This is a genomic window from Peribacillus huizhouensis (assembly GCF_014138605.1).
Classification (GTDB): domain Bacteria; phylum Bacillota; class Bacilli; order Bacillales; family DSM-1321; genus Peribacillus; species Peribacillus huizhouensis.
This window is the reverse complement of the sequence record NZ_JACJHX010000004.1, coordinates 323192-339379: the sequence shown is the minus strand read 5'-3', so window position 1 is coordinate 339379 and position 16188 is coordinate 323192. Positions and strand designations below refer to the sequence as shown.

Below are 16188 nucleotides of genomic sequence, written 5' to 3'. Positions count from 1 at the left end.
TGAATAGGGTATCCGAGAAAGGTCAGACCTCGCAAACTAAATCAGTAAGAAGTGTTTAATACACTTTTTACTGATTTAGTTGTTGTAGGGTCTGACTTTTTGCTTTGGGACACTCCTTTTTTATACGTTTCATGCTTCTAACTCCAATAAAAAGCATGCATGTTAAGTAAATGAATCGTTTATTCATGGGGGATGTGGGTAATGAGGAATAGGAATGATTAGAGGGCTGAAAGGATGTCACGGTGACGTAGTACTTGTAGAAAGTTCGGGAGAAAACCTAATTTAGAATACCCAATTGAATTTTTGGTTCTGATTTTTCGGGGAATAGTAATAAGAGTGTGAGGAAAGGAGAGAGTTTCATTGAAACAATATGATGTAGTTATAATCGGATTCGGTAAAGGCGGGAAGACATTGGCTTCCTTTCTTGGTAAACGAGGGAAGAAAATTGCGGTAGTTGAAAAATCGAAAAAAATGTATGGAGGGACATGCATTAATGTAGCTTGTATCCCGACCAAATATTTGATTCATGAGGCGAAAAAATTACAATCTCGAAAAAATCAAGAGTGGGGCGAAAAAGCAAAGGCATACGCTTCGGTAATGGCAAGAAAGAAGGAGTTTATTGATAAATTGCGTCTTGGTAGCTTTAAAAAAGTGAATCAACCGGAAGTGGTAGAAGTTATCGATGGATTTGCTTCATTTGTTGATGAACATACTCTTTCTGTTGAACAAGAAAATGGAATGATTCAACTAAAAGCGGAAACGATTATTATTAATACAGGTGCAACGCCAGTTCTTCCTGATATTGCTGGTATAAAGAATAATCCGGTTGTATATACGAGCGACACACTTCTTAATGAAGAAAGATTGCCGAAAACTTTATCCATTATTGGCGGTGGATATATTAGCTTAGAATTTGCATCAATGTATGCTGACTTTGGCTCCAAAGTCTGTATTTTTGATCGCGGGGACACTTTTCTGCCAAAAGAAGATGAAAATGTAGCTAAAGTTGTTCGAGAGGCTTTAGAAAAGAAAGGGATCGAAATCTATCTACAAGCACAAAGTAAAAAAGTAGAAGGAGATCAATTGGTTATAGAGTTTACGAATGAAAACTCTGAAAAAATTTTTCAATCTGATGCTATATTACTGGCTACAGGTCGAAAACCATACACCGAGGGTTTACAGTTAGATAAAGCAGGCGTAAAAACGGGTGAACGACAAGAAATTGTTGTCAATCATCAGTTGCGAACATCTACACCTCATGTCTTTGCGATCGGTGATGTGAAGGGAGGACCGCAATTTACGTATGTTTCCTTAGATGATTACCGAATCGTAGCAGATCAATTAACTGGGGGAAAAGAATATGACAAAGAGAAAAGAGGACATCTACCTTATTCGGTATTTATTGACCCGCCTCTATCAAGAATTGGTTTGACTGAAAAAGAAGCAAAAGAGAAAAGTTTGAACTTCGATCTGTTTACTTTGGCAGCTGCTGATATTCCTAGAGCGAAATTAATAGGTGAAACTGAAGGAATGTTACAAGTAATTGTTGAGAAAGACTCAGATAAAATTTTGGGTGCAGCACTTTTTTGTGCAGAATCGTATGAAATCATTAATTTAATCAAATACAATATGGATACGAAAGATACTTATTATACATTGAAAAATCAAATCTATACGCATCCATCCATGTCCGAAAGCCTTAATTACTTGTTTGATGAACTTGTATAGTTAATTAAAAGAAGCGGTAAGCTCCGATTTGCCATCTTCTCTATATAGGCAAAGAATACAACTTTTATTAAACGGGTATTGCCTCATTTGTATATTTTTTAATAAGACCTCCCTCACCATGATATTGATACTGTAAAACCCATTTTTTTATTGTATTGAGTGGTTCCATAGATTTCACCAAGGATTCTATTACCACCGTCATTATTTAAATATTTTTGAACGACTTCTAATTTCTTTTCCACTGTAAATTTAGCCATAAAGAACACCCCGTAAATGTTAGTTGTAATGTCTAACATTTACGGGGCAGTTCAATTCGAACGTTGCTTTTTACAATTTATCTACTTCGGAATTTTGTACGTTAGGAGAACCTCAACTAAAAAAAAAGTCGAATTCCATACTAAGAGGGCTCTTAATATTTATAGGCTCTTTACGTAAAGATTGTTGTTTTAGCAAGAAACCAATTCGAACAGATGTTGATTGTAGTGGAAGGTGCGAGACTCCTGCGGGAAAAGCGTGTTGAGGGAGACCCCGCAAGTGCAAAGCACTGAGGAGGCTTCTGAGACCGCCCGCGGAAAGCGAGTACCTGCAACGGAAATCAACCCGGGTTATTAGTGAAAAATGATTGAAAAGCAACAAAGTATGTGAAAACAGCCTATTTATAAAAATTGACTAGTATCTATCCTAGTAGAATTTTTTCCCTTAACCTGCTTTAACGTCGCTACAATAAGAAAGCTAACAATCACTAATAAGAGCCATGAACTGACCTTTCCTAGATGAACGAGACTCCATGCATCGGTTTGGTTTGGATATTCCCAAGCCCCAAAGAACGTTGCGATATTTTCGGCTATCCAAATAAAAAATCCGATGAGTACAAAAGAAAGTGCAAGTGGCATACGGTAACGAGTTCCATCGACCTCGTATGTGACCCATGATTGCCAAAAGATGATAATTACAAGTCCTGATAACCAAAATCGGACGTCAATCCAATAATGGTGGGTGAAAAAATTCAAATAAATCGCAGCTGCAAGAGGTACAACTACCAAAAATGGAGGCCACTTAACCAGTTCAACCTTCAACCTCCTCCACGCCTGGCAAAGATAACTCGCTACACTTGCGTACATGAATCCGCTATATAAAGGCACTCCAAAAATTTTGAAATATCCTTCCTCTGGATAAGACCAGGAACCCATATGTACCTTGAAAAGTTCAAGAGCAAGTCCAATAAGGTGGAACAATGTGATAACCTTTAGTTCATCCCGTGTTTCAAGTCCAGAACGCACCATCCACCACTGCATCAGAAGGCAGATGATAAGCATCCAGTCATAACGTGGTAGGAAGGGAAGTGGCATGAATTTTGTAAAAGCCAAAGAGGCAAAAATAACGACAGGAAACAAACATGATAGGGCCTGCTCCCATCCGAAACGAACGAGTTGTTTTAGTGATCTCACGATTTGTTCCTCCATTTTTGAATGGTTATATACATGCGTAGCTCCCCTTTTTTGAATTTGATTTATATAAATAATGGAAAAAGAAACCTTTCCTTTGAATGTTGGCTATATTAATCTTGGGCGTCTTCATCACTTCGGTATTCTAAAATATCTCCGGGTTGACATTCTAATGCTTTGCAAATTGCCTCTAAAGTTGAAAGCCTAATCGCTTTTGCCTTCCCGTTTTTCAATATAGAAAGATTAGCCATCGTTATTCCAACCCTCTCAGAAAGTTCTGTAACACTCATTTTCCTTTTAGCCAGCATCACATCAATATTGATTATAATTGCCATTGTTTTCACCTCAGACTATTAAGTCATTTTCCGATTTTATATCAATTGCTTCTTGTAAAAGTCTTTGAAGAACAGCAGCAAAGACTGCGATCACCATTGAAGCAAAGATAGGAACCATTCCGATTATGATGAGACCTGGTGCATCGTCTAGCTCTGCTACGAGATAAACAAATGGCATAATTACGACATATAAACCACTGATTGTCAGTGCACAGAATTTGATATTCTTTAGAGATTTAACAGACAATTCAGAGAAAGATTGGTTCTTGTCAATATAGCTTAAAAGGTTAAAAGCCTGATACAATGCAACGAAAAACGGTATCACTGATACATAAATACCTATTAAAATGGGATATAGTATATGGGCATAATCTGGATTTACTGGATTCTTAGCTAACCAAGGCAACCCAAATATACACAAAGCAAGAACTGGAGTTCCAATAAGAAAAACAGCCACCTTTAAAAATAGTGTTGACCCTCGTTTCATAAAAAGCACCTCACTTATTTATTATCGATATGACTTTATCATATGTTTTATCGTTTTACAATAAAATATTGTTGTTTTATATTGTATTCTTATTGTTATATAAATATCCTTTTCATTTTAAAAAAGGCTCTGTTAAACTTACTTGTTGATTTCCGCTTCAGGCGTTCGCTTTCCGCGGGCGGTCCGGGTGCCTCCTCGGCGCAGTGCGCCTGCGGGGTCTCCCTTTGACTCGGTTTTCTAAGCAGGAGTCTCACACCTTCAGCTCCAATCTACAAAGTTCTTAAATCAACAATGAGCTTTAACATAGCCCTAAAAAAAGATAAAAAAGCATTTCTCATTACAAAGAAATGCTCGATAACTTTAACCATTCAATTTATAACTTGATTATTCATCTTATTCATCCTCACACTTATTATCATTCGTTGAAATAAGTCCAGTGTCGAGGAATTCAATAATAATACAGATAGGTTATGGAGCTTAATAAAAATGTATTGATGATGAAAAAAGGCTGATCACTAGAGGTTAGGGGAATTATTAGGAAATTATAGAATGAATTATTGTAAAATTGGCAAAACTAAAACATAATGATGCCTAATTAGTGTAAGAGAGGACATGTTTAAATGAAAAAAAGAATTTGGTTCAATCGCTGGTTTTCGACAGCGTATCATTTTATTGAAGCAATAAAAAATAATCCTGATGGGATGGAGTTCGAGATTTTTGGGACGCATTCTAATCCAAATACGGTGTATTTTCACGTGTGTGACCATTCAGAAACGGAGCCTGAAATAGATGGTGAAGCGTATGTTCAATATTGTGTTGATTTTTGTAAAAAGAATCAAATCAATGTATTCATACCGTATCAGCACGCATTGGAAATTTCGAAACAGCTCAATCGATTCGATGAAGTAGGGACGCGTGTCTTAGTAATTGATGATTATTTGTTGATGGAGACAATGTCGGATAAGGGCAAGCTCTATGAATCCTTTAAGAAAAACGGATTAGCAAAATTTATACCGGACTATCATATTGTAACAACCGCTGAGCAATTTGCAAAAGCGTATCAACAATTACATAGCATTGGGAAAACAGTCTGCGTAAAACCTGTTGACGGTAGGGGTGGCGAAGGGTTCAGAGTAATTAAAAATGAAGAGGATGGATTGAAAGAATTATTTGGTAATCTATCACATAAAATTTCATTTACTGAAGCATATAAAATTTTGGCATCAGAACCTTCTTTTCAATCATTAATGGTATTGGAGTATTTGGCTGATTTTGAATATAGTATTGATTGTCTGGCTCATGGAGGAGAACTTCTTGCAGCGGTGCCTCGCAAAAAAGCAGGGGGAAGAATACGCGAGTTAGAGGAAGTACCTGAGCTTCTTCAACTAGCCCAGTCAATTCATGATATATACAACATTCCGTACGTGTACAATGTACAAGTAAAATATAATCAAGGCGTTCCGAAGCTTTTAGAAATTAACCCACGTATGTCAGGCGGTTTACATATTTCAACGCTTTCAGGTGTAAACTTCCCTTATCTTGCCGTGAAATTGTTATTAACAGGTGAGGTACAAGTAGAGAAGCCGGTATTCGATATAAGAGCTACCCATATTGAGAATGCAGTTATTCTGGCAGAGGGGCAGATCAAAAAAGCTATCTAATATAATAAAGCTCTTTTCGTAAAGATTGTTGTTTTTAGCAAGAAACCAATTCGAACAGATGTTGATTGTAGTGGAAGGTGCGAGACTCCTGCGGGAAAAGCGTGTTGAGGGAGACCCCGCAAGTGCAAAGCACTGAGGAGGCTTCTGAGACCGCCCGCGGAAAGCGAGTACCTGCAACGGAAATCAACCCGGGTTATTAGTGTAAAAATGATTGAAAAGCAACAAAGTATGTGAAAACAGCCTTTCGTAAAGAGTGTTGTTTTTACCAGAAACCAATTCGAGCAGATGTTTATTGTAGTTGATACGCAAGGCCCCTGACACCGCCCGCGGAAAGCAAGTACCTATAACGAAAAGCAAACCAGGGTAGTGGTGTAAATATAAGTTAAAAGCAACAAAGTATACGAAACCAGTCTTTTATTAAGAAGAGGAGGGTATCCCAAAACGAAAGGTCAGAACCTTTAGGGACACCCTCTTCATGTTGCTTCAACAAGAGAGGACGATTCATCATTTACTGTAGGGAGTCAGTAAATACTATCCACTTTGTTTATTTGATATCCAAATAGCAAGCTGTAAAGTGATGGCATCCTTGAAGTGTTTAGGATTATAACCGGTTTCCTCTTCGATTTTCTTCAAGCGATAAATCAAGGTGTTTCTATGGATAAATAGTTCATCGGCAGTTTGTTGGATGTTAAAGTTATTTTTAAAAAAGCTTTCAAGTGTGTCGGTATATTTTATGAGTGTTTTCGTCATAACTCTTTGGTAAAACCGTTCAGAATCATAGCGATTAAGATGATGAATTAAAACTTTGAGCTCAACGTCAGCAAAAGCGATCATATCTTTAGAAGGATGACTGATCGCAAGTGCTAAATCACAATCTTGATAAGATTGATTAAACATATTTAGAGAATCAAACGGGATGCTGAAGGCTAGGCGAAATGTTAGCTGCAGTTTTTTTAGTGTGTGATAAATTTTCTTCAGCTTTTTATCGACCTGCGTTTGTTCTTGGTTGGAAAAAGCCAAAAGGATACGATTGGTGTTAATAAAACCAACAATTCCGTTTTTCTCACCTAGTATTTCTTCGATCTTTTCTACAACAATATGATTTGTAATCGTACCTTCAGCCATTTGAATGACAACGGTATTATATGGAGGATGAAATGTATTGCCGAGTAAATTAAGTCCACGACGAATATGATCAAAGGATGGATTGAGTTTCAATAATTCTTCAATTACCATTTCTTTCGTTCGTTTCTTCCATTCCATCTGGGAAGCCATGTATTCAGCTTTTATCATTAACTCCGTTGTCATCTTTACTAATTCCCCTAAATCAGCCATGTCATCGGGATTACCTGTAATACCGATGACGCCAACGATCTTGTCGTGAAAAACAATAGGGAGGTTGATACCAGGGTGAGAACCTTTCCAAGTGACACTTTGATTAGTAGGAATTATTAGTGTCTGGCCGCTTTTTAAAACCTGAAGTGCTCCTTCGTGAATATCATCAATTCTTTCAACATCTCGGGAAGCGATGATAATACCAGAATCATTCATAATATTAATATTCCGGTTAAGTCGTATTGAAGTTTCTTTAACAATTGTCTGAGCTATACTCCTTGTTAACATAATTCCTCCGTTTTTAGTTACTCCTTACAAAATATTCGGAAAATAAGCCTTGTATTTTATACGTTAAACATGAAGCTTTCAAGAGTCAAGTTCAGGTATAATTTATTTAGAAAAAAATGAAAACGTTTTCTATTTAAGGGAGGAGGGGTATTATGAAAATCGTTATAGCACCAGATTCATTTAAAGGTAGTTTAAGTGCAGTAGAAGCATCTATCTCTATCAAAAAAGGCATTAAAAGGGCTTTTCCTGCTGCAGAAACTGTTTTGCTACCTATAGGTGATGGTGGTGAAGGGACGATGGAGACATTGGTTGTAGCTACAGGCGGTAGCAAAAGGAGTGTATCTGTTACAGGACCACTTGGTGAAAGTGTGGAAGCTGAATACGGAATATTAGGGAATGGTGAAACATGTGTCATTGAAATGGCGTCCGCATCAGGGCTTGCACACATCACCTCTGACAAGCTTAATCCAAGACTTGCAACTACTTATGGAACTGGAGAATTAATTAAGCAAGCATTAGATGATGGGTTTCAATCTTTCATTTTGGCAATAGGCGGCTCTGCTACGAATGATGGAGGGGCTGGGATGCTACAGGCTCTAGGGCTGAAGCTTTTAGATGAAGAAGGGAAGGAGATTTCCTTTGGTGGAGCTGAATTAGCCCGGATAAACTCTATCGACATTAGTGGATTTGATAAAAGAATTAAAGGTATGAAATTCCTCATAGCTTCTGATGTACAAAATCCTTTAATCGGACCAGATGGAGCTTCTTCTGTTTTTGGCCCACAAAAGGGTGCGACGATAGAAGATGTGAAAATATTGGATCAATGTTTAACGCATTGGGCAAATGAAGTTGAAAAAGTGACAGGTATCCATCTGCATGATTTACAAGGAGCTGGTGCAGCTGGAGGTCTTGGAGGCGCATACCAAGCATTTTTCCCTGCTGAAATGAGACGTGGGATTGACATTGTCATTGAATATACAAAATTAGAGCAAGCTCTTGTTGGTGCAGATCTTGTCATTACAGGAGAGGGTCAAGTTGACTATCAAACTGCATCAGGAAAGACACCAATGGGAGTAGCTCAAGCTGCTAAAGGACTAGGGATTCCCACTATTATTCTAGCAGGTTCTATTGGGCAAGGTGTTGAAACTTTATATCAATTTGGAGTAGTGAGTGTGAACAGTATTATTAATAAACCGATGAAGCTAAATGAAGCAATGGAACGTGCAGATGAATTAGTAGAACATTGTTCAGAGCAAGTTGCTCGCACCTTTTTTAATCATCAATTACAGAATTAAAGGGAGGTTTGGCATATGAAAATCAAAAAAGCGATAGAAAAAGTTCCGGGTGGGTTAATGGTTGTTCCTCTATTATTTGGAGCGCTATTAAACACAGTTGATCAAATGCATATTCCTTTTGTCATGAATTTCTTGAAGAAGCTCGGGGTTGCTCAAACACCAGAGGGGTTTTATGAATTTCTAAGAATCGGTGGGTTTTCGGAGGCATTATTTAAAAATGGTTCTCTTGTATTAATTGCACTTTTCCTTTTCTGTGCTGGAAGCCAGATGAACTTGAAAGTAGGGGGACGAGCACTTAAGAAAGGCGTCTTGCTCACTTCTTCAAAATATTTAACTGGACTTGCAATAGGACTACTATTTGGAATCTTTTTCGATCCAATGGATGGAATTCTTGGGTTGTCTACATTGGCTATTATTGCCGCTATGACAAATGGAAACGGTGGAATGTATGTAGCCTTGACGGGTCAGTATGGAAATCGTTCGGATGTTGGCGCAGTGTCGGTTCTATCTTTAAACGATGGTCCATTCCTCACTCTTATGTCTTTAGGTTTATTAGGCTCTAGTTTCCCAATCATTGCATTTATCGCAGTTTTACTACCAATTGGTTTAGGAATGTTACTTGGTAATTTAGATCCTGAAATCCGAGCCTTTTTAAAGCCGGGAGAAATCCTGCCTGTTCCATTCTTCGCTTTTGCTTTAGGGGCGGGGATGAACCTTGCTAATTTCTTCAACCCATCCGTTGTAGCTGCGGGTCTTACAATCGGTATTTTAACAACTGTACTTACAGCTACGACTGGTATTCTTGTATTCAAGTTATTCAAAGAAAAAAGTTATATTGGTCCTGTTGCTGAAGCATCGACAGCAGGAAATGCAGCAGCTACACCGGCAGCGATAGCTGCTGCATCAGCAGTTGCAGCAAGTTCTGGCATGATGAGTGATGTGGAGGCTGCTGGCTATGCAAGTATAGTAAACGTTGCTACCGCGCAAATCTCAATCGCTACTTTAACGACAGCTATTTTATGTCCAATCGCTGTTATTTTAGTAGATAAATATCAAAAGAAACGTGGTATCGATGGTACGATTGAAGATATAAACCCAAATAATGACATCGACCCAGCAACACCTTCATCTATCAATTAAGAGGCTATTTAAAAGGGGCAGACCTCGCATTCTATACACGATATATATGGATATATAGTAGTTGTGAGGTCTGATTCTTTGGTTCGGGTACTTCGAATCCCTATTACATAGATCCATTCGTCATTCGAATCTGTTCTGCTACGCTCACATTACCTTATTCGATTCGGCTTAGGCGTTTCAACTATTAATGGTTGAGTGTTAACACCCTGTATCTATTAATCTTTATTGGAAAGGAAATGGATATGAAAACAAATATATTGTATGGAAAAGAAGGATTGTTACTTGATTTACCTGATGATGTATTCTTGGTTGAGCCAAACCATCTACCTGGAATTGAGGAAGAAAAAGAGGCGGTTACACATGCTCTTAGAAATCCAATAGGCGCTTGTTCCCTTAAGGAAACTGTTAAAGCGACGGATACTATTGCAATCGTTATCAGTGATATTACAAGACCTACACCTAATCATAAACTAGTTCCTTGGCTGATTGAGGAATTGAACCATGTTCCATTAGAGAATTTTGTTATCATAAACGGCACTGGTACTCATCGGGATCAAACGAGGGAAGAGTTTGTTTCGATGCTTGGCGAATGGGTCGTAGATAATATTCGCATCATCAATAATAATTGCCATGATAAAGCAACTTTAGTTAATTTGGGTCAGAGTAAGTTTGGGTGTGATGTTTATTTAAACAAAGAGTATGTCGAAGCTGATTTTCGGATTGTAACTGGTTTTATTGAACCCCATTTTTTTGCTGGGTTTTCTGGGGGGCCTAAAGGCATCATGCCGGGGATTGCTGGGATAGAGACAATCATGACATTTCATAATGCAAGGATGATCGGGGATCCCCTTTCTACATGGGGGAATATGGAGAACAATCCTGTCCAAGAAATGACGCGTGAAATAAATCAAATGTGCAAACCAGACTTCATGTTGAACGTCACATTAAATAAAGATAAAGAAATAACAGCTGTATTTGCTGGTGAATTGTATGAAGCGCATGACAAAGGGTGCGCGTTTGTTAAGGAACATGCGATGATACAGTGTGCTGAGCGATTTGATGTAGTTATTACATCAAATTCAGGCTACCCTCTTGATCAGAATCTTTATCAAGCGGTAAAGGGGATGAGCGCCGCGCAAAAAATCGTGAAAAAAGGGGGAGCTATTATTATTGCTTCCGAATGTTCCGATGGGCTTCCAAGCCATGGTAACTATGCGAAGATTTTTGACATGGCAAAAAGTCCTCAAGAGCTATTAGATTTAATAAGCAGTCCTGATTTTAAGATGTTTGATCAATGGCAAGTTCAAAAACAGGCGGTTATACAAGTGTGGGCAGATGTATATGTTTATTCAAAACTTACGGATGAGCAAGTGAAGGGTGCCATGCTAAAAAGCACGGATAATATTGAACAAACGCTAGAGGAATTAAAACAGCTTTATGGTGAGGATATGTCGATAGCTGTCTTGCCTTTGGGTCCATTAACGATACCTTATGTAGAAGAGTAAAGTGAGTCGGGGAGAGGAATAAAGGGGATGTCCTATAACATCCCCAGTAATTACTACATATAATATGTTTTTATCGTAAGGCTCTTTTCGTAAAGATTGTTGTTTTTAGCAAGAAACCAATTCGAACAGATGTTGATTGTAGTGGAAGGTGCGAGACTCCTGCGGGAAAAGCGTGTTGAGGGAGACCCCGCAAGTGCAAAGCACTGAGGAGGCTTCTGAGACCGCCCGCGGAAAGCGAGTACCTGCAACGGAAATCAACCCGGGTTATTAGTGTAAAAATGATTGAAAAGCAACAAAGTATGTGAAAACAGCCTATCGGAAAGACAACAAAAGTGGTTCATGCGCCCAAAACTTAAATCTCGCTTGAAAAGTGGTTGAAGCACATATCAAGACCAGTGTTTCTCTCTAAACTCCTCTATCTCTTTATTGCACTTAATGAATTACACGCTTGCTTTTTGCTTCTTTCATCCAAAACGGGAATTCATTGAGTAATTTATTATATAGCTCCTCATCACTTTCATTTTCGATGTCAACAATTTGAAAGAAGTTTGCGTTATCGATGAACCTTCCTTCTAATTCATCAAGTTTCTTAAGGACGTCAAAATTTCCGTTTCCAATTCCGACGAATTGCCAGAACAATGGCTGATGAGCGGATTCGATTAGTACTCTTGGAACATTGTCATGTTTACGACTTGCCTTTTTCACGCCACCGTCATTAATGAAAATTAAATAAACTGGTAGTTTACTTTTTTCCTCAACAAAGTATTTTTGTAATACATCTCTCATAACAGGCGGTTCATTGTTGGCACCGAATTTTTTTACAGATGGATTACCGAGGATTTCGCGCTCGATATAATCGGTGAAGTCGATTTCGGTAATCGAAGGCATTCGTGTAAATTCATTGTCGTATATCCACACGTCTAAAATGCCGTTATCATCAAAGCGTGTTGCCAGTGCAAGCAGCCTCTCTAAAACACTTTGAACGGTTCCGCTTTGATAAAGCCTGCGCATAGACCCTGATATATCAAGGACTACCCCTACACGTGCAATTCCTTTCTGCAGTGCCTTTTTCTCTAACACAATATCGACCTTTTTCTTAAGCAGGTCGAAACTTGTTAGCTTGATGGGTTCGATTATTTGAACCGGTTCGGGAGTGGCTTCCGGTGCTTCTACTGTTTCTTCATAATAAAGATCTAAGAATTCCTGAAGCCCGGCATTATATCCTCTACCTACTGGATTAAAACGCCATGCTCCATCCTTCTTGTAAATTTTTCCTAGTTCAAAGGCTGTTTCGCCATAAAACTGCTTTTCAGTAAAGGTAAAGAGTGTTTTATTTGTGTTAAAGTCTTCAATAGTCATATGGATGGAACGAAACTGCTGGAAACTCTGATTCTTTTCAACAGCATCATGTATGGTCACGACAAATAGAATTTCATGAATATCATCCTTTATGTAGGGAAGATGAATTGTAATTTGTTGTTCGGCATTGTTTGGCATCTGGCTGGCCATGATTAGGGACTTGTCCGGAGATTCTAGCTGGTTATAAAAGATAAAGTATTCTTCGAGCGGGATTTTCCGCTGTTCATTTAACATAAATACGGATACATCTACATCATATTGGTTACGATCATAAGGATCGGAAATATCCCAAGCGACGGTAATGCGCCATTTTTTCGTGAGAGGGTATTGTTTGCTCAAATTCAACCTCTGACCTTTAACTAAAGTAAGCAATCAAACACATCCTTCAATATCTATATTTTAATCCCGCATTAACAGGCAGTAAGATCCCAGGTGATTAAAGTTTCACGTTATTGTACCCGAAACAGGTATTTTGTTGATACAAATATGTCCAAAAGTCTGAAACTTCAATGAAACCTTTTGCTGGCAAATACGTTATAATAGATACAAGAGTTTTTATGGAATTTTTGACAGCCTAGACCCCTTAAGTCGTGCCATCCGATAGACAGGCATGCGTAGGTTGAACAAAGAGCTTAGCGCTTTTCTTTGAAAGGAGATTTGTCAGTGGGTGCATTTGGTCAATACGCAAAGATCAATCCGGTATTGATCGATTTTACAGAGGATGAATGGAAACAATTAATCGAAAAGAAACGCTCAGAAAGAGATAATCACCAAAGCGGTGAACACTTCATTAGCTTTGGGCAAGTAGCGGCTCGTTTCTTAGGTATTCCCCGAGATGAGGATGACTATTATCTTACATTATTTACATTATCCGAAAACCCTCATGTATACGTCTGGAATGGTCGTTTAAACAAAGAAAATGATCCCGATAAATTTCACGCACTACAAGATGTGCTACAAATAAACCAAAGTGAACAGCTTTCCGTTAATCGATTTATCGCTTTTCTTGAAGGGAGACAGCTTATTCCGTCTCATGAAGATACTTCGATCCATCGACATATACGTGAAAGTTTTAATAAAACATTAGCCCAATTTGTCGAACAACATGATTTTGGGTTGCGACATCCTGACTTTCGCAGGGTAATAAGTGATTTAATTAAATGGCTTTGGAACCATGTTGATGTAATCCTTAGTAAACTGGATGGAGGAGAGGTTCCGGTTGTTTTATGGTATGGCGACGCAACGAAAAGTGAACTTTATTTCTTATCATTTATTCAAAAGTTAGGCTTTGATTTATTAATATTCCATCCACTCGGATCTGATATTTTCAAACAATTAGATCCAGAGCGAAAGCACATGATTGTTCAGGAATTTTCCGTAAAAAAAGAGCCAAGACCTTTTCCGACACAGCGGCCGGTACGCAAGGCAACGGTTGCGTATCAGGCTTCTAAGGAAATTGAGAGGATTTTACACACTGAAGAGACACCTATATTCAAGCCTTGGCAGTATCGTTCCCATTTCCCTGTATCCATCACACTTAAAACAACGTATGATGAATTATTTTTAATGAGCAGGGAAAGAGCGTTCATTAGACCGAATTTTAAAATCGAAGGAAATGAAATGCATATACCTTCCCTATTTGCGAAGGTATCCGGGGTGACAGCGAATAGAAGTGAATATTGGGGGAAAGTCGAGGAGTTAAAGGGTGGCGACTTATCGCTATTTATCCGTTACTTTCCTTTTACAAACAGCATCAACGGCAATTTCCTCTATCATTATCAACATGCACTTTTAGATAATGGTGTATTGGATTCTAAAAAAATGATCAATAGTGTATGGTGGAAATTAAAGCAATTGCCACTTGGTGTTCAAGAGGCGCTTGCTGCTGGAATTTCAAGAGTTTGTGCGAATCCTAAGCTTCTTCGTGAGCCCCATGAGTCGACGGAGGATCTCAAATTATATTTATTTACACAGCTGACTGTCTTACCTGAGTCAATTGTTAATTTATTACTTAAATTTGATTATCCACAGTTCGTTCCGAGAATCGTTTTATATAATAGTAGTTCTGGGAATGGACTAGCACGGTCCGATGCTGCGTTATTGCTTTTGTTAAATGAGTTGGGGTTTGATATTATTCTCCTCAATCCATCAGGACTTAGAGATATAGAGCTATATATTGATGATCAACACTATGATGTCCATTTAATGGACCAGTTTGAGTTCAATTACGAATATAAAGAACCGAAAATACCGATATGGCGCCGTTTTTTTAAAAAAGATCCATAAGCGCCTGTTCTAAAACTAAAACGTTAATAAGGTTTAGGTTCTATAAACTGTATCACCTAATGAAGGTGGCGGTGCTGAGTTGATTTTGCGAACCCCGGCCCCTTTTCCATATAAAATACATAAGAAAGAGGGATAAAGCATGCAAGTTAATAGTACAGAAATACTTGATGAGAACACGAATCAGCTGTCACTTAATAAAACAGAAGAAATTAAGCTCAAGCTTCGTCAGGAACCCGAAGTGCAGAAGTTGGTTCAGCAGATTGATGTAAAAAATCAAATTTCAGTGTTGGAATTTGGGAAAGAGCCGGCTGTTGAGATTTCGAAGTTCTCAGACCGTATTTTAGGGACGATGAAGGCTAGTTCAATGGAAGATTCCAGTGAGCTATTAAAGCAGCTTGGTAAGGTTATGGATCAGTTTGATCGGAAGGATTTTGCCGAAGAGAAAAAAGGTCTGTTTAGCAAATTGTTCAATAAAGGCGAGAAAATGATTGAAAAGATTTTTGGAAAATATCAAACAATGGGCGGCGAAATTGATAAGATTTACGTTGAAATTTCCAAGTATCAAAATGAAATGGTGACATCAACAAACACGTTGGAACAAATGTATGAACAAAACTTCAATTATTATTTAGCGCTTGAAAAATACAGTGTTGCGGGTGCGATGAAGGCAGAGGAATTGAAAGCAACATTACTGCCACAATACGAGGAAAGGGCAGCACAAGGAGACCAGATTGCAGCGATGGAATTAGAAACACTGCGAAATGGTATTGAAACGCTTGAACAACGGGTATATGACTTAGAAATGGCAAAGATGGTTGCGTTGCAGACAGCACCACAAATCCGATTGCTTCAAAGAGGAAATACGAAGCTAATTGGGAAAATCAATTCTGCCTTCGTTACAACCATCCCAATCTTCAAAAACGGATTAATCCAGGCAGTATCTGCAAAACGTCAAAAGCTAGTTGCTGATTCAATGAGCGAGCTAGATCGCAGGACAAATGAAATGCTTGTGAGAAATGCACAAAATATTTCTTCACAAAGCGCAGAGATTGCACGACTTGCTGGAGCACCAAGCATTAAAATTGAGACGATTGAAGAATCGTGGAACATTATTATTAATGGATTAGAAGAAACAAAGAAAATTGAAGATGAAAACAAACGGACGCGTGAAGAAGGAACAAAACGTTTAATTGAACTTAGGGAAAACTTTCAAGCAAGACAATTAAAAAGTTAAGAGTATTATTATTTGTTCGATTGGAAGAATGATGATAGAATTATATTAAATAAAACACGCTGGCGTGAGTAAAGGGAAGGAAGTGTTTCG

The 16188-nt window shown here is 38.3% G+C and carries 13 protein-coding genes; 7 read left to right on the top strand and 6 right to left on the bottom strand.

What is annotated here, in order from left to right:
• Positions 1-360: 360 nt before the first annotated feature.
• A complete protein-coding gene (locus HNP81_RS09170; protein ID WP_182502404.1) occupies positions 361-1728 on the top strand; it encodes an FAD-dependent oxidoreductase in 1368 nt (455 codons plus the stop codon).
• A gap of 113 nt (positions 1729-1841) precedes the next feature.
• On the opposite strand, the gene HNP81_RS09165 is transcribed toward HNP81_RS09170, so the two are convergent.
• From HNP81_RS09165 to HNP81_RS09150, 4 genes are all read right to left on the bottom strand, one after another.
• Complete coding sequence (locus tag HNP81_RS09165; RefSeq protein WP_182502403.1) at positions 1842-1985, bottom strand: hypothetical protein; 144 nt, start codon at positions 1983-1985, stop codon at positions 1842-1844.
• A 399-nt stretch (positions 1986-2384) separates the two neighbouring features.
• Positions 2385-3176, bottom strand: coding sequence for a DUF817 domain-containing protein (locus HNP81_RS09160; protein WP_182502402.1), 792 nt, complete (start codon positions 3174-3176; stop codon positions 2385-2387).
• A gap of 110 nt (positions 3177-3286) precedes the next feature.
• Positions 3287-3508 carry a helix-turn-helix domain-containing protein gene (locus tag HNP81_RS09155; RefSeq protein WP_182502401.1) on the bottom strand — a complete coding sequence of 74 codons (222 nt, stop codon included), beginning with the start codon at positions 3506-3508 and terminating at the stop codon, positions 3287-3289.
• A 10-nt stretch (positions 3509-3518) separates the two neighbouring features.
• Complete coding sequence (locus tag HNP81_RS09150; RefSeq protein ID WP_182502400.1) at positions 3519-3995, bottom strand: DUF2975 domain-containing protein; 477 nt, start codon at positions 3993-3995, stop codon at positions 3519-3521.
• Between the two features lie 620 nt (positions 3996-4615).
• Here HNP81_RS09150 and HNP81_RS09145 point away from each other — a divergent pair.
• Positions 4616-5656, top strand: coding sequence for an ATP-grasp domain-containing protein (locus HNP81_RS09145; RefSeq protein ID WP_182502399.1), 1041 nt, complete (start codon positions 4616-4618; stop codon positions 5654-5656).
• A gap of 531 nt (positions 5657-6187) precedes the next feature.
• Here the strand turns inward: HNP81_RS09145 and HNP81_RS09140 are convergent.
• Positions 6188-7279, bottom strand: coding sequence for a CdaR family transcriptional regulator (locus HNP81_RS09140; protein WP_034300169.1), 1092 nt, complete (start codon positions 7277-7279; stop codon positions 6188-6190).
• Positions 7280-7431: 152 nt separating this feature from the next.
• Between HNP81_RS09140 and HNP81_RS09135 the strand changes: the two genes are divergently transcribed.
• From HNP81_RS09135 to larA, 3 genes are all read left to right on the top strand, one after another.
• Positions 7432-8574, top strand: a complete 1143-nt coding sequence (locus HNP81_RS09135) for a glycerate kinase (RefSeq protein ID WP_182502398.1) — start codon at positions 7432-7434, stop codon at positions 8572-8574.
• Positions 8575-8589: 15 nt separating this feature from the next.
• Entirely contained in the window at positions 8590-9714 is a 1125-nt protein-coding gene (locus HNP81_RS09130) for a 2-keto-3-deoxygluconate permease (protein WP_182502397.1), read from the top strand.
• A gap of 242 nt (positions 9715-9956) precedes the next feature.
• Positions 9957-11219: a nickel-dependent lactate racemase gene (gene larA / locus HNP81_RS09125; RefSeq protein ID WP_182502396.1), complete on the top strand. Its 1263-nt coding sequence runs from the start codon at positions 9957-9959 to the stop codon at positions 11217-11219.
• Positions 11220-11651: 432 nt separating this feature from the next.
• Here larA and HNP81_RS09120 read toward each other — a convergent pair whose 3' ends face one another.
• Positions 11652-12950 carry a VWA domain-containing protein gene (locus tag HNP81_RS09120; RefSeq protein ID WP_281384494.1) on the bottom strand — a complete coding sequence of 433 codons (1299 nt, stop codon included), beginning with the start codon at positions 12948-12950 and terminating at the stop codon, positions 11652-11654.
• A gap of 291 nt (positions 12951-13241) precedes the next feature.
• Between HNP81_RS09120 and HNP81_RS09115 the strand changes: the two genes are divergently transcribed.
• Together HNP81_RS09115 and HNP81_RS09110 are read left to right on the top strand one after the other, a co-directional pair.
• Positions 13242-14864 (top strand): YceG family protein, encoded by a 1623-nt coding sequence (locus tag HNP81_RS09115; RefSeq protein WP_182502394.1) that lies wholly within the window; start codon positions 13242-13244, stop codon positions 14862-14864.
• A gap of 139 nt (positions 14865-15003) precedes the next feature.
• Positions 15004-16098: a toxic anion resistance protein gene (locus tag HNP81_RS09110; RefSeq protein ID WP_182502393.1), complete on the top strand. Its 1095-nt coding sequence runs from the start codon at positions 15004-15006 to the stop codon at positions 16096-16098.
• Positions 16099-16188: the final 90 nt, after the last annotated feature.